Source organism: Bradyrhizobium sp. Pha-3 (assembly GCF_042258325.1).
GTDB classification, from domain to species: domain Bacteria; phylum Pseudomonadota; class Alphaproteobacteria; order Rhizobiales; family Xanthobacteraceae; genus Bradyrhizobium; species Bradyrhizobium elkanii.
Genome location: NZ_CP170151.1, coordinates 5,355,852 through 5,369,176, shown reverse-complemented (window position 1 = coordinate 5,369,176; position 13,325 = coordinate 5,355,852). Strand labels below are relative to the sequence as shown.

Sequence of the window (13,325 nt, the reverse complement as noted above, 5' to 3'; positions counted from 1 at the left end):
CATGCCGCGAGGCGGGCCTGCGCCGCCAGTTCACAACAGGCCAATTTTGTGGCATTTTGCGCCAAATCTGCTCGGCCGGACGTTCGCGAGGGGGAGGTCGGCGACGCCATGCACGGATCGGAATCCGATGCCCTTCGCACGCCGGTGTCCGCGGCTTATGCGCGGGCGCTGGTGCGGGCCTTTGGCCAGACGCGAAGCGAGCGCGACGAACTGCTGAAGGGCACCGGAATTCGGCTCGAGGCGCTCGACCAGCCCGGCGCTCACATGCCGGTATCCTCGCTGGTGGTGCTGGCGGCCAACATCACCCGCCGGCATGGCGAGCTGTGGCCGTTGTCGGCCGCGGCGGTGTGGTCGACATCGCTGCAAGGCGCGCTCGACGTCGCGACCAGGACGGCGCCGACCATCGCGGACGCGTTGGCGACCGGCGCGCGCTTCGGGTCGACCCGCGCGCCCTTCGTCCGCAACCGGCTGCGCAAGACCGCGCGCGCGATCCAGATTGAAATCTCTCCCGCCGTCGCGATGGATGAAGCGCTGTGGCACGCCGTGGCGCTGGCGGTCAGCCTCAATGTGCACGCCGTGTACGTCCAGCTGCTCGAGGATTCGATCGGGCAGGCGACGCTGCAATTTCCCTGGCCGCCGCCTGCGGGTGCGGAGCGATTGTTGCAGCATTATTCGTGCGCGGTGAAGTTCAACGCTGCCGCCTTCATCTTCGAGGTGCCGAAAGCGCTTGGCGCGCGGCCGTCGCCGTTTGCCGATCCGCAATTGCACGCCAAGGCCATCGAAGCGCTCGAGGCGATCGAGAATCCGCAGCCCGACACCGTGGCGCTGGCGGGGATCGTCGAGCGCCTGATCGCGGCGCGCCTGCCGCAGCGCCTGGCTGAGGAGGAGGCCGCGCGCCTCGTCGGCACCTCGCGGCGGACCCTGGTGCGGCGGCTCGCCGAGACCGGCAGCGCCTTCCGCCCGCTGCTCGACGGCGTGCTGCGCGAGCGGGCACGGATCATGCTCGCGGCAGGCACCCAATCGCGCGACGAGATGGCGGCCGCGCTCGGCTACACCGACGCGACGAGCTTCAGCCGGGCGTGCCGGCGGTGGTTCGGAGAGAAGGCGGGCGGACGAGATTAGGGCGCGGTTGACCGCTCGCGCGAGCCCACAGATCCTGGTGGACGGTACGCAGACTGAACGATGCCGATCCCGTCAATGCGTATGCAGGGCGTCGTAGGCGTGGGCAAAAAACACAGCGGCGCTGAGGAGCAGCAGCACGACAATGGTCGCTTCCATCATGACACTTCCCCATTATTGTTTGGGAGAAGTGGTAGCGGTCAATTGTTTCCGCCCGGTTTCGTCCGCTGATGAAAATGGTTTCGTGGCTGCCGTCGCACGCTGGCGCGGGGGCGTCCAAATGATGGCGCGCTCGGAGAGATTCGAACTCCCGACCCTCGGAATCGAAATCCGATTTACTATCAGTTAGGTCAATGGCTTAGCTGCACCGTGTTGCGCTGGCGTTGCAGGTAGCTATGGGATTGTGATCCAGAACCTTCTGCTATCACCGCGCCCGGGAGGATCGCGGTGTGCGGTGCCACCGACTCGCCTGGCCAGATCTTCCGTGTTGGTCTTGTAACTCCAAGCGTCTTGCTCAGTTGCGCGATTTAACTCGGCCCGCGTGGCGCCGCCCGGACGAATGGTTACGTCGTATACTGTGCGAAGCTTCGTACCAAGCGGTGGCAGCTGTTTGGTTCTCACAAGCCTATCCTCCAGCAACCGTACCTCGACGACCTGCAGGTCCCCCATTTAGGAGCCCAACAGCCTTGCCTGAATGTCCTCGGCAGCCCGCTGATCGGCATCAGTGTCCTTGAACAGGTGTCCGTAGGTGTCGAACGTCATCTGGATGGTGGCGTGCCCCATGAGCGCCTGGATCCGCTTCGGATGCGGCAAGCGCGGCTCGAACATTCGGTCGGTTGACGAGCCGCCAAGGATGGGAACAAGGCGCTAGTTTTCGATCGAACGCATGGCGTTGTCGGTCGTCTCCTGGTGGTCAGCGCTAATTAAATTTTGGCGTTGCGGAGCTGCGCTTAAGGTGAATGGCTGGTTCGTCAGAGGCGCCGGCGGGGAATGTGATCCTCACTTGTTCACCTGTTGACATCAGACCATCGCAGGTTCGCAGTGGCTCGCCGGCTAAGTTCTTTTCCATTGCGCAGCTCAATTTCGGTAGCTTGTAATTGTTGATTAGAGCCTCAGCAAATTGCTGCGGAGGCAGCGAATCTGCATCGAAGAAGCATCGATAGAAGTCTGCGCTCTTGGCAGTGTTGGTTTGATCGAACTTCACGTTTCCGCAATGCTTGCCTGCCTTCGAATAGACCGCCAGCACTGGGATCGTCTCTTCTTCTTTGGTGATAGCGAATAGGTTCTTTTCCCACTTCAGATCGAAGTTATCGGATAGGCGGCTCGCCTCTGCCTTCGGCATGTTTATATAAACGCCGCAAAACTTGGTGCCCGCATTCTGAGCAAGTGCGGACGCCGAAGCGAGCCCGTAGCAAGGACAACGAATGGAAAAGCCTTCATGATTCCTCTTATTTATTCTTAGCCTTCAACCCGATCTCGACCAACCGGCGGATGGCCTCGGGGCGGCCGGGAAGGTCGGATTGGCCACGGCGCCAATTATCGAGATTCTGCAGCGCATCATGGGTCATGCGCACGGTAACAGCCTCACTCTCGACCGGTGGGCGCCCACGCTTCGATTTTTTAATGTCATTTATTCTTGACGGCATGAATTTATAATGTCATAAAAAGACAAGCCGAGCAAGTGCTGGAACACCCGCTCGACTCTAACCCAAGCCAAGGAGTGACCCCATGGCCCGAGCTATCAAACAGTCTACCACAAAGCCGCTTTCTTCGCTCTTCCGCGACCCCGTCCTGCGCGCCGCCTTCCGCCGCGCCGAGGACGATGGTCTGACCGGTGAGCTGGTCGAGATCGACCGGCCGCGTCGCCTGGACGGTGGCGTCTCAGAAACGATCCCGGCGACGGGCCGGCGCGTGCAGGTGGAGGCGTGAGCCATGAAACACGTTCCACCATCACATCTGCGGATTGTTTCTTCCAACCCTTCTGCCACCCAGGAGCAGCCGGACGCCATGACGTTCGATCCAATCGACGTCAAGTTCAACTGGAGCAACGACAAGTGGGCGCTAGCCCATCTGCCGCATGTACGCCTTTGCTACCATTCTGCTGAGCCAAGATCACATCGGTCTTCAAGAGAGATTCGGGGCGATGGTGGCCGAGGGCTACGGACCTGAGATGTTGGAAGGTCTGACCACTACGGGGGATCATCTTCTCGCGCTGGCCGAAATCTGCGACGTGGCCCTAACCCGGTGCTTCCTTGTGGTCGAGCGCATGGGCTACAGCCCGGACAACCCGCCGCCGGACCGCACGCAACACTGATCGCTCGGAGCCCGCCGGTTTAGACCGGCGGGTTTTCCCTTGGCGCAATTTCCATTTTTTCGGGTGGCCGGCCGCGGCGCGCGCTATGTTCGGCCATGGCTTTCACCGCCTCATCTTCGTCGGCGCAAAAAGCGATGCTTCGCCGATCGGCAAACACGAGCCACTGGCGAAGGCCAACTTCCCTGATGACGTACTCGGTCATTTTCGAGCGTCCTACAGCGAGTAGACTGCATCTTAGGCAAGCGACCTTGCTGTTCCATTAATCAGAATCCGCCGCCCTCACAAATACACGCCCGGCGGCGTTTTCTTCCTGAACTGGGACGCTGAAATCCCCAGTGTCACTTAGACTGCATGGGTCATGCCGGTTGGCGTCGCCGTCACTCTCTGCTTCTCAGAATTCCGCTGCTGGCGGGCAAGCCTACGATCGTGGATATACTGTCGTATCCAGTGGGACAGATCGGCGGATCGGCGCAGATGGGCATGCCGCAAAACCTGGTCGATGTCCTGGAATTGAATGCCTGTCTCTTCCTGCATTGCTTTACCCCGGAAACTTTCACGCACGGGATGGTGGGCGCGCTTTGTTTCACGCTCGCTTCTAGGCGTCGCGAATGATGTTTCGTTCACGCCGAGGTGTTGAGGCCGTTACGACCTTGCCATCCGGCGTGGTTCTGAGCCTGTGCCCATTAGGGCAGGTTAGATCGGATATCGCACGAGACGCGAAGGGAGCCGTCGCTGCAGAAAGGATCCGCGAGACTCACCGCAAATCGGGCACAGATACTTTTTGTCTGTAGGCGGTGTTGGCGACGCCATTAGGCAACCCCCCGAAAATGCGCCCGCCGGGTCCGTGATGGTTTGTCCCGGCGGCCACGATCTCGGGAATAAGGGAGAGAGGGCAGGCGGGCAGGGCCGCATTGGCGAGCCGTCCGGGTTTAGCTAAATGCGATGACGAGCAGGCCCGAGCACAGCAGCACAAGGCAGGTTGCGATTAGTGCGAGGAGCCCGCCGGACACGAAGTCATGATTACGCATGATACACCTCCCTGTCGCGGAGGGAGGCTGGTCCGAATTTATTAAAGATTTCGGAATCGTTTTTTGCGTTTCGGTCCTAGCCAGAACGAGGTCGGTTCAGTTGCGCCCGGCGCCTAGGCAAAACGCGAACGGAGGATGAACCGCCGTGTTGCGCGGAATGATTTGCAGTGGTTGGTAACGCGTTGATTTTGTTCAGAGCTAGTTGAGCTGGCTCGCAACACGAAAACGATTCAGAACGAAATGAGCGCGGCTTAAATTATTGATCTATCGGTAAAATCGTTGGCGCGCTCGGAGAGATTCGAACTCCCGACCCTCGGAATCGAAATCCGATGCTCTATCCAGCTGAGCTACGAGCGCGTTGCGGGTCGATTATCAGACTTGGGCGGGGAGGGCCAGTAGCCACGGAGCGCGGCACCGGGCGGTGCCCGCGCGTCCCGCCGGCCGCTTCCCCGAAGCCGTCAGAAGCAGGGATGCCGGCGGTGATCCTGGCCGATATAGGCGGCCGCGCTCTGATAGCACTTGTTGTGCGCGGGGCCATCGTAATAGGCGAAGCTGCCGGCAGTCGGGCCGGGGCCGTAATTGTGCAGATAGCTGATGTGGTAGGGCAGGCCCCAATGCGCGTGGTGGTGATGCCGATGGTGGCGCGGATGGGCCGTGAGGTCGGCCGCGGCCGCCGGGGTCAGGGCCATCACGGCCAGAGCGAGGGCGGCGAAAAGCTTGGTCTTGGTCATGGACGGCCTCCGGGCATTTACGGGAATCGGCATTCTCGGCCGCCCCAAGGCCCATTTAACCCGGAATCGGGGCCAAAAGCTGCGGGAAATCAGTCACAGCGCGCCAAATTTTGCCTTTTTGCGGATGCTTAACGGATTGCCAACACAGTCCGGCCAGAGTCTTGCGGTCAGGTCCGCCCGGGCCCGGCCTTTCCCGCGGTTTCGAACGATCCATGCGCATCACGCCCCTTGTCGCCTTGCTGCTCTCGGTTCTGGCCGCGACGCCCGCGCGGGCGGTGCTGCACATCACGCGCGACCATGGCGGCTATGTCGAGGAGTACAAGGCCAAGTACAAGCAGATCCGCGAGCGCCGCGAGCGCGTCGTGATCGACGGCATCTGCAACTCGGCCTGCACGCTGGTATTCGGCATCGTGCCCCTGAACAAGATCTGCGTCACGCCGCGGGCCAGCATCGGCTTCCACCAGGCCTATTACGACAAGGCCTTCACCTTCGGCATCAAGGTCACCAGCCTCGAGGGTACCTCCGACCTGATGTCCTACTACCCCGATACGGTGAAGGACTGGATCCGCCGCAATGGCGGGCTCACCACCGAGATGAAGAAGATCAAGAACGGGGTCGATCTCTGGAAGATCGTCGATCCCTGTCCGGAGGAGTGGTAGGCGCCGACGCTCTCGCGCCCCGAACCTCCTTGCTCAGGTCTTTCTTTCAAGTCTCGGGGCTTCAGGCCTTGGGGTTTCAAGTCTTGGGGGTTCAAGTCTTCGGCCTGACCTCTCCGTCCGACACCAGCAGCACGGACGCCTTCGACTTGCCGAGCACGGCCGCGGCGATGCTGCCGAAATTCAGGCTGTCGCCCTGGATGCGGTCGACGCCGATTACGACGAGGTCGGCCCGGCTTGACGCGATCTCCTGCAGGATCGCGACCTCGGGTGCGGTATTGGCGCGTAGCCGCGTCGTCACGTTGATGTCGTAGCGCGCCGCGGTCGCCGCGATGTCCTTCAGGATCGCTTCCTCATGCGCCAGCGACATGCTGGGGCTGGTGCGGCGGGCGCCCTTGTCGCGCGTGGTCGAGACGTAGACCACCTGCAGCGGCTCGCTCGAGAGGCGCGCCAGCGCGATCGCGACCTCGGCGCCGCGCCGCGAGACGTTGCTGCCCGAGACCGGCACCAGGATCTTCCGCGCATTCGCCGTCGGCTCCTTCTCGTGCACGCCCTTGGCGGCCGCGATCGCCAGCGGGCCGTCGAAGCCGGAGGCGAGGTCGTCGAGCCGCCTGTCGAAGCCGCCATCGGGGCCGGCGACCGCGTCCATGCCGACCACCAGCAGGTCGAAGCCCTTTCTGGCTTCCTCGGCGATCGCCTCCGCCGCCGTCTCCTCGCGGGCGCGGCTGATGACGTCGACATTGCCGCCGCCGCCGTCGGCATCGGCTTCGGCGCTCGCCTTGGCCGCGTTGATGACCGCCGCCTCGGGGCTCTCTGCATCGGCGCGGTTCTGCTCCTGCAGCTTGGCGTTGGCGCCGACATGCAGCACCGTGATCGGCAGACCGCGCCCGCCGGCGAGCTGGCCGGCGAGATGCGCGGCGAATGTCGCATTGCTGCTCTCGTCGACCGCGAGCAGCAGCCGCTCGAGATTGGCGACGAAGCCGCGCTGCTCATATTCCTCGCGCTCCAGCCGCTCCTTTTCGTCCTTGCCGAGCGGCAGCCGCGCCAGCGCGCTGCGCAGCATCGGCGGCATCGCCATCGTGGTCAGGATCGCCATGGTCACGATCATCGAGAACATGGTCTGGCTCAACATCCCCATCGACAGGCCGATGGTGGCGATGATCACCTCGGTCGAGCCGCGTGCATTCATGCCGCTCGCCAGCGCATAGGATTCCGGCCGCGTCAGTCCGCCCAGCGCGCCGCCGACAAAGGCGCCGCCGAACTTGCCGATGCTCGCGATCAGGACCAGCGCCGCGGTCAGCTCCAGCACCGACGGATCCTTCAGCACCGTGAGGTCGGCGCTGAGGCCGGCGAGCCCGAAGAACACCGGCATGAACAGGCTCGAGATCAGCCCGCGCAGCCGCTCGTCGATCTGCCGGGTCAGGATCGGGGATTCCCCGACCAGCACGCCGGCGATGAAGGCGCCGAGCACGGTGTGCACGCCGATCAGATGCGTGATCATCGCCATCCCGCACATCAACATCAGGATCACGGTGATCACCGCCGCCGAAGAGACCAGATGGTCGTTGGCCCAGCGGATCAGCCGGAACACCAGCCGCCGGCCGATCGTGAAGCTGACCGCGAGGAAGGCGAGGGTGCCGAACAGCGCCTGCGCGACCGAGAGGATGTCGAGGCTGCCGCGCGAGGCGAGGCTGAAGATGACGGCGATGATGATCCAGCCGAGGGTGTCGTCGATGATCGCGCTGGCGACGATGATCTGGCCGACATTGCGGCGCATGAAGTTCATTTCGCGCACCACGACGGCCACGATCTTCACCGAGGAGATCGACAGCGCCGTGCCGAGAAACAGCGATGCGATCAGCCTCGCTTCGGGATGCGGCAGCAGGCCGTCGGGGAGGAATTCGCCGAGCACGAAGCCGCAGACAAACGGCACCGCGATGCCCGCCACCGAGATCGTGGTCGCGGCGCGGCCGACCTTGCGCACCAGCTTGAGGTCGGTGTCCATGCCCGTCAGCAGCAACAGGAGCAGGATGCCGAACTGCGCTATGCCGTCGATCAGCGCCTTCTGCTCGCCGGACGGCGGAAAGATCACGCTATGCGCCGACGGCCACAGCCAGCCGAACAGCGATGGTCCGAGCAGCAGGCCGCCGAGCAGTTCGCCGATCACGGAGGGCTGGCCGATCCGCTGCATCAATTCGCCGAGGCCGCGCCCGACCGCGATCAGGAGCGCGATCTGGGCGAGCAGAATGAACTCGGATGGCTTGCTCGCCTTGTCGCCCTCAGCGTCGGCTGCCGTGATACTCACGAGCAGGATGACGGTCGCCCAAATCGCCGGTTGAAGCCGCCCCCAGCGGATCACCATGGCATCTCCGATTTCCAATTCCAGCGCGGCTCGGCCCGCTTGTCGCATGCGGTCAACGCCCGGGTTCCGAAAGTGATCCACCGGGTCAGATTTTGGAACGGAGGCACCGGCGGTTCGTTTCGCTCATGATGCGTTCATCCTGGTGATGCGAATGTCTCCATGAGCGAGCCTGGCCGCCGGAGCGGCTGCGGCTCAGCTCGCGCGAACGGGAGGCTGCGATGGCAACCAGATCCAATCTTTCGAAGGCCGAACTTGCGCGTGGCGTTGCCGGCGCCACATCGGCATTGGTGCTTAGCGCGCTCGTCCTGTTCGTCGCCGCGCATCACCTGAGCGGCGGATAGGGCAGGCGGCGCGTGCCGCGCCGATCCATCAAAGCAGGAAGGTCCCGATCAGGAGGCCGGCCGCAAATGCCCAAAGCCCGAGGGTGCAGGCCGATATGACGCGGACGAGATTGCGCAGATCCACGTCCTGCCAGCTGCTATGGGACCGATACGTCAATTGCAGGCACCCCCTGCGGTGGCCGCCTTGCTTCCTGGCCCGACAGCCTGTTCCCGATAGATGCCCAAATGAAGGCAACCAATGGTGGCGCCCGATCACGCATTTGCGAGGCGCCGCCTCAAAGCGCCCGGTATTGTCTTCCTGCCGGCGAAATGATGCCCGTGCGGATCAGGCTGCCCGGCGCTTGCGGGTCCGCGCGGCCTTCTTGGCCGAGCGCGACCGCTCCGCCGCGGGGCGGCTTGCGGCCGCCTTGCCGCCGAGCTTGCCGCCCTTGCGCGACGGTGAATGATCCTCGCGCGTACCGCGGCCGGAACCGCTCTTCTTGCCGCCGTGGGTCTCCTTGTTGACAGTCGCCCATGCGCGCCGCTCGGCCTCGCGGCTCGAAATGCCGCGCTGCTCGTAGCCTTCCTCGATGTGCTCGGCCTGCCGCTTCTGCTTGTCGGTGTAGCTCGACTTGTCGCCTCTGGGCATCGCGCTCTCCTGTCTATTTTGATCGAGACGTCCGCGGGACTTCGCCTGGGTCGTCGTCCGGCTCGACGACCTCGAATCTGGACCGGCTGAAGCGGCCCAATCCGCTGAGCTCGTAATAGCCGTCACGTTCGATATCCCTTGTCACCTCGTAGACGCGCCCCAGCGAGAGCGTGTCCCGCTGCAACGTGTTGTCGACGCAGCGAACGTGAAAAATCTTGCCGGTTTCGGCCATGCGCTCATCCTGAATTGTTGGTCTGGTTCGGCGTTACTTATCGCGCAACGTCGCGATCGCAATCGGTGTGCCGATCACGAAATCTCGTTCGGCAATTTCCATTCGAGCGCCGGCTCGCAGACTTCGCTGTCGCCGGGAATTTGCTTCATGTGATAGCCGGCCGGCAGCACCTGACCCGGAGCCTCATCCGCGACCGGAACATCGAAGACCAGCCCGGAGACCAGTGCATGTTCCCACGCCTGCTTCTCCGTCGGAAAAGCCTTGTCGATTTGTTTGTCGTGATCGAACAGTGCGTAGGGCATCTGGCATCCTCGAGCATTGGCCTGGCGTAGGCGGGTCGCCTGTCACTCGCCCGATATGTCGAAAACGTCCGTTGCTGACCGGTGTTCCTAAATTCGCCCGCCAGCCGCGAAGGCCGAGCCGCTACCTTGCATGATATCGCTGAGATATTTCGCCGGTGGCTTGCCGAGCGCCTTCTTGAACATGGTGATGAAGGCTGTGACCGACTCATAGCCGAGTGCGGACGAGACCTGCTGTACGCTCGCGCCGGCGGAGAGCTCGCGCAATGCGACGATCAAATGCAGTTGCTGGCGCCAGCGCCCGAATGTCAGGCCGGTTTCTCTCAGGATGAGACGCGCCAGACTGCTCTCGCTCAGCGCCATGCGTTCGGCCCATTCGGCCATCGTGCGCCGATCGGCCGGATCGTCGGCGAGCGCTGCCGCGATCCGTCGCAAGCGTGGCTCGGGCGAGATCGGCAGATGCAGCTGCTGCAGCGGCATGCGCGGCAATTCGCTCAGCAGCAATTGCGTAACGAGCGTCTCGCTGCCGCCGTCGTGCTGCATGCGGTCGGATGATCAGCTCGCGCAGCAACGGCGAGATCGACAATGTGCAGCAGCGGTCGGGCAGGTCGGCGGCACCGGGCTCGATGAAGACGAAAAAGATCCGCGCATTGGCGGTTGCGATATTGGTGTGGTGGGTGCCGCCGGGAAGCCAGACGCCGCAGTGCGGGGGCACCATCCACAACCCGTTCGGAACGCGGCACATCACGCCGCCGCCGAGCGCAACGACGAGCTGTCCCTTCCGGTGCGCGTGCTCGGCCGCCTCGACCTTGTTTTCGGTGACGTCGAGGCGCACGGCGATGGCCGCCGCCGCGACGTCATCCGGATCTAGGTCCGGCCAAGGATAGCGAAGTTGAAAGCCCATAACGGAGCCGGAAACCCGTCGAGTGACCGAATTTAGCGATCGATAGAACAGATATGTAAATTCTTCCGGCAGCCAAGTCGATAGCCTGGCGATGCAGATGGGCAGGAGCATGCGATGACGATGATTGCGCCGATGCGCACGCTAGGCGGGCAGTGGTTGTCGTTGACGGGGATCCTGCTGATCGCCTCGACGCTTCGCGCGCCCATTACCGGCGTTGCGCCGATGCTCGGCATGATCGGTGAGAGCAGCGGGATCAGCGCGGCGGAGGCCGGGATCCTGACGACGCTGCCTTTGCTGGCATTCGCGGCGATCTCACCGGTTGCAGCTGTGCTCGGGCGCAAGTGGGGCATCGAGCGGTCGCTGTTCGGTGCCCTGCTTGTCATCGCGGCCGGGATCGCGCTGCGCTCGTCCGGTCCGGTCTGGGCGCTGTTCGCCGGCACCGCCACCATTGGTGCCGGAATCGCCGTTGGAAATGTGCTGCTGCCGAGCCTGCTCAAGCGGGACTTTCCGACCCGCATCGCCAGCCTGACCGGCGCTTACGCGATCACGTCCGCATTGGCCCAAGCGCTCGCATCTGTCGTGGCCATCCCGCTCGCCCAATTGCCGGGATCGAACTGGCATCTCTCGCTTGCGAGCATGCTGATCTTTCCGTTGGTGGCGCTGATGGCCTGGGCACCCCAGCTGGCGACGCAAGCGGCCCCGATGGTCGAGCCGGCCTCGTCGCCGCATCGCGGGCGCATCTGGCACTCGATGCTCGCCTGGCAGGTGACCGGCTTCCTCGGCCTGACCTCGCTGGTGTTCTACATCGTCGGATGGTTGCCCGCCATCCTCGTGCAGGCAGGTTACCCGGCGGCGACGGCGGGTACGCTGCACGGTGTGCTGCAACTGGCGACCGCGGTCCCCGGCCTGATCCTCGGGCCGATGGTCCGGCGCATGAAGGACCAGCGCGGCATTGCGATTGCCATGTCGCTTGCGACCTGCGTCTCGCTGCTGGGATTGTGGCAGCTTCCGGCGTTCGCAATGCTGTGGGTCGCGCTGTTCGGCTTCGGGGCGGGCGCAGCCTTCATCCTCGGATTGACATTCGTCAGCTTGCGAACCTCGCATAGCCACCAGGCGGCCGCACTGTCGGGCATGGCGCAGTGCCTCGGCTACTCGCTCGCCGCCGCGGGCCCGCCGCTTGCCGGACTGGCCCATGATGCGACCGGAGGCTGGGAGGTCGCGCTCGCATGCTGCGCCGTCGCGACGGTGCTGATGGCAGTCCTGGGCGGATCAGCCGGCCGCGCGGCGACAATCTGATTGTCGTTCGATGCGGAAATCTCGCGAGCCAGATCCGGCTCGCGACAAGGCGTGGCGGCGGCCGGTCGGTTGTCTGCGCTGCAGGCCCGCGCTACAGAAGGCGGGAAGCCTCGCAAGCAAGAGCGAAGGGAAAAGTGTCGTTGAGGACATCTGCCAGCACGCGCATCGTGATCGGATCGACGCTCTTTGCCTTGGCGTCGAGTGCATTCCTTTTTCTGGTTCCTCCGAGTCCGATCGACAGGAACCTGTTGCGTGGTGCCTTCCGTCTTTACAAGGGATATGCGTATCTCATCCCCGTCAAATACGTGGACGGTACGCTCGAGACCGCCCGATTGTATGAAGACGACCGGCTGCTCGGCCCCGCGAACAGCGCCCAGCAAGAGATCATCGACAAGGGCGCCGGCCGATTCGCATTTTACCGGGACACCTGGAATTACTTCGGCCCGGCCTTGATGTTCTCGACCAGCGACAATACCGACCCGAATACCAACGGCAGAAAGTATCACCTCAGATGACGAACTGAGCTGGGCTGTGTCCGGCTGTCGTCACGTCGTGCGTATCACGCCCAGTTCCTTCGACCGTTGGAGAAGAGCCGGCCGGTAAGGTGGGGAGGGATCGTCGTCGTCAGGGATGGCGCAATGGCCGAACTCCTGCTGGATGCGCTGGATCTCCATGACCCGATCGTTCAACCGCTGCAGATGCTCAAGCGATGTTGCCTTCCAGTAGCGGAAGGTATCGAACGTAATCGGCACGAAGGCGGTGCCGAACAGCGTTGGATCGGGCACGATGGTCCGCCCGAGCAGCAGGTAGCGATCCTGACCGACGATGACGAGGGTGGCATATGGCCGCCCTTCACTTACCCTGAGGCCCTTCAACGAAAGTTCGCACAGCTTGCTGAAATAGGGTTCCTCGCGCCAGCGGTCGGGATCATCGAGGTCAACCTGCACATTCAGCGCGTCGAGCCCGAAATGCGGCACCATGCCCGCGGTCTCGGGAAACCAGTCGTCATCGAGGTGGCCTTGCAGCCAGGCACAGCTGAATGACCGGCATTGCCGGGGACGCTCGTGGTAGATCTCGCACCCGCCGCCCGCCAGGATGTGGTTGCAGACCGTATTCATCGGCTTGCGGAGATCGGTCACCTCAAGCACCTTGCAGCAGAGGGGGCATGATCCACACTGCCTGACCGTCGGAGCCACGGGAAAGCCGAGCGCCCACGAGCCTTGTCGTTCGCGGAGGAGCAGCTTCTGCTTCTCCAACGTGCTCAGTGCACGCTCGACCTTGAGGCGCGACAATCTGGTCACGCCGATAATATCTTTCGTCGTCGTCGCGCCGCTCTCGACCGCCCGAACGACGACCAACGCCACTTGATCCATTGTTTTTCTTCTTGTCCGGCTCGTGGCCGGCTCTTCTTGTGC

The 13,325-nt window shown here is 63.4% G+C and carries 17 protein-coding genes, 1 tRNA gene and 1 pseudogene; 8 read left to right on the top strand and 11 right to left on the bottom strand.

All coding sequences use genetic code 11. The features are described 5' to 3' along the window. Window positions 1-108: 108 nt before the first annotated feature. Window positions 109-1,122 (top strand): helix-turn-helix domain-containing protein, encoded by a 1,014-nt coding sequence (locus ACE10X_RS25355; protein ID WP_375763019.1) that lies wholly within the window; start codon window positions 109-111, stop codon window positions 1,120-1,122. 666 nt (window positions 1,123-1,788) lie between these two features. On the opposite strand, the gene ACE10X_RS25350 is transcribed toward ACE10X_RS25355, so the two are convergent. Both ACE10X_RS25350 and ACE10X_RS25345 read right to left on the bottom strand, forming a co-directional pair. Next, the gene (locus ACE10X_RS25350; protein ID WP_193375430.1) at window positions 1,789-1,947 is read right to left on the bottom strand and encodes a hypothetical protein; all 159 of its coding nucleotides are present in this window, start codon (window positions 1,945-1,947) and stop codon (window positions 1,789-1,791) included. 91 nt (window positions 1,948-2,038) lie between these two features. Next, the gene (locus ACE10X_RS25345) at window positions 2,039-2,461 is read right to left on the bottom strand and encodes a hypothetical protein (RefSeq protein WP_038385864.1); all 423 of its coding nucleotides are present in this window, start codon (window positions 2,459-2,461) and stop codon (window positions 2,039-2,041) included. Window positions 2,462-2,847: 386 nt separating this feature from the next. On the opposite strand from ACE10X_RS25345, the gene ACE10X_RS25340 reads away from it, so the two are divergent. Together ACE10X_RS25340 and ACE10X_RS25335 are read left to right on the top strand one after the other, a co-directional pair. Beyond that, window positions 2,848-3,048: a hypothetical protein gene (locus ACE10X_RS25340; RefSeq protein ID WP_038385863.1), complete on the top strand. Its 201-nt coding sequence runs from the start codon at window positions 2,848-2,850 to the stop codon at window positions 3,046-3,048. Between the two features lie 148 nt (window positions 3,049-3,196). Further along, window positions 3,197-3,433, top strand: coding sequence for a hypothetical protein (locus tag ACE10X_RS25335; RefSeq protein ID WP_038385862.1), 237 nt, complete (start codon window positions 3,197-3,199; stop codon window positions 3,431-3,433). 19 nt (window positions 3,434-3,452) lie between these two features. Here ACE10X_RS25335 and ACE10X_RS25330 read toward each other — a convergent pair whose 3' ends face one another. Next, window positions 3,453-3,635 carry a hypothetical protein gene (locus ACE10X_RS25330; protein WP_157788026.1) on the bottom strand — a complete coding sequence of 61 codons (183 nt, stop codon included), beginning with the start codon at window positions 3,633-3,635 and terminating at the stop codon, window positions 3,453-3,455. 149 nt (window positions 3,636-3,784) lie between these two features. On the opposite strand from ACE10X_RS25330, the gene ACE10X_RS25325 reads away from it, so the two are divergent. Beyond that, complete coding sequence (locus tag ACE10X_RS25325; protein WP_375763018.1) at window positions 3,785-4,045, top strand: hypothetical protein; 261 nt, start codon at window positions 3,785-3,787, stop codon at window positions 4,043-4,045. A gap of 696 nt (window positions 4,046-4,741) precedes the next feature. Here ACE10X_RS25325 and ACE10X_RS25320 read toward each other — a convergent pair. Both ACE10X_RS25320 and ACE10X_RS25315 read right to left on the bottom strand, forming a co-directional pair. Beyond that, window positions 4,742-4,818: transfer RNA gene (locus ACE10X_RS25320), tRNA-Arg, on the bottom strand. 101 nt (window positions 4,819-4,919) lie between these two features. Beyond that, the gene (locus ACE10X_RS25315; protein ID WP_038385860.1) at window positions 4,920-5,192 is read right to left on the bottom strand and encodes a hypothetical protein; all 273 of its coding nucleotides are present in this window, start codon (window positions 5,190-5,192) and stop codon (window positions 4,920-4,922) included. A gap of 212 nt (window positions 5,193-5,404) precedes the next feature. Between ACE10X_RS25315 and ACE10X_RS25310 the strand changes: the two genes are divergently transcribed. Then, window positions 5,405-5,851: a hypothetical protein gene (locus ACE10X_RS25310; RefSeq protein WP_018272072.1), complete on the top strand. Its 447-nt coding sequence runs from the start codon at window positions 5,405-5,407 to the stop codon at window positions 5,849-5,851. A 91-nt stretch (window positions 5,852-5,942) separates the two neighbouring features. Here the strand turns inward: ACE10X_RS25310 and ACE10X_RS25305 are convergent, their stop codons facing one another. After that, on the bottom strand, window positions 5,943-8,210 hold the full coding sequence (locus ACE10X_RS25305) for a cation:proton antiporter (RefSeq protein ID WP_375763017.1): 2,268 nt from the start codon (window positions 8,208-8,210) through the stop codon (window positions 5,943-5,945). 218 nt (window positions 8,211-8,428) lie between these two features. Between ACE10X_RS25305 and ACE10X_RS25300 the strand changes: the two genes are divergently transcribed. Beyond that, on the top strand, window positions 8,429-8,551 hold the full coding sequence (locus ACE10X_RS25300) for a hypothetical protein (protein WP_276325869.1): 123 nt from the start codon (window positions 8,429-8,431) through the stop codon (window positions 8,549-8,551). A 325-nt stretch (window positions 8,552-8,876) separates the two neighbouring features. Here the strand turns inward: ACE10X_RS25300 and ACE10X_RS25295 are convergent, their stop codons facing one another. The 4 genes and pseudogenes from ACE10X_RS25295 to ACE10X_RS25280 all read right to left on the bottom strand — a co-directional run bounded on the left by ACE10X_RS25295 (window position 8,877) and on the right by ACE10X_RS25280 (window position 10,614). Further along, the gene (locus tag ACE10X_RS25295) at window positions 8,877-9,179 is read right to left on the bottom strand and encodes a hypothetical protein (protein WP_038385854.1); all 303 of its coding nucleotides are present in this window, start codon (window positions 9,177-9,179) and stop codon (window positions 8,877-8,879) included. Between the two features lie 13 nt (window positions 9,180-9,192). Continuing rightward, on the bottom strand, window positions 9,193-9,411 hold the full coding sequence (locus ACE10X_RS25290) for a hypothetical protein (protein ID WP_038385853.1): 219 nt from the start codon (window positions 9,409-9,411) through the stop codon (window positions 9,193-9,195). Window positions 9,412-9,485: 74 nt separating this feature from the next. Beyond that, entirely contained in the window at window positions 9,486-9,713 is a 228-nt protein-coding gene (locus ACE10X_RS25285) for a hypothetical protein (protein WP_038385852.1), read from the bottom strand. A gap of 87 nt (window positions 9,714-9,800) precedes the next feature. Further along, window positions 9,801-10,614: pseudogene (locus tag ACE10X_RS25280) on the bottom strand (helix-turn-helix transcriptional regulator). A 114-nt stretch (window positions 10,615-10,728) separates the two neighbouring features. Between ACE10X_RS25280 and ACE10X_RS25275 the strand changes: the two are divergent. Both ACE10X_RS25275 and ACE10X_RS25270 read left to right on the top strand, forming a co-directional pair. After that, window positions 10,729-11,910 carry an MFS transporter gene (locus ACE10X_RS25275; RefSeq protein ID WP_375763016.1) on the top strand — a complete coding sequence of 394 codons (1,182 nt, stop codon included), beginning with the start codon at window positions 10,729-10,731 and terminating at the stop codon, window positions 11,908-11,910. Then, complete coding sequence (locus tag ACE10X_RS25270; protein WP_244435860.1) at window positions 11,841-12,425, top strand: hypothetical protein; 585 nt, start codon at window positions 11,841-11,843, stop codon at window positions 12,423-12,425. Before ACE10X_RS25275 ends, ACE10X_RS25270 begins: the two co-directional genes overlap by 70 nt. A gap of 30 nt (window positions 12,426-12,455) precedes the next feature. Here the strand turns inward: ACE10X_RS25270 and ACE10X_RS25265 are convergent, their stop codons facing one another. Beyond that, window positions 12,456-13,283, bottom strand: coding sequence for a hypothetical protein (locus tag ACE10X_RS25265; protein WP_038385850.1), 828 nt, complete (start codon window positions 13,281-13,283; stop codon window positions 12,456-12,458). Window positions 13,284-13,325 lie beyond the last annotated feature (42 nt).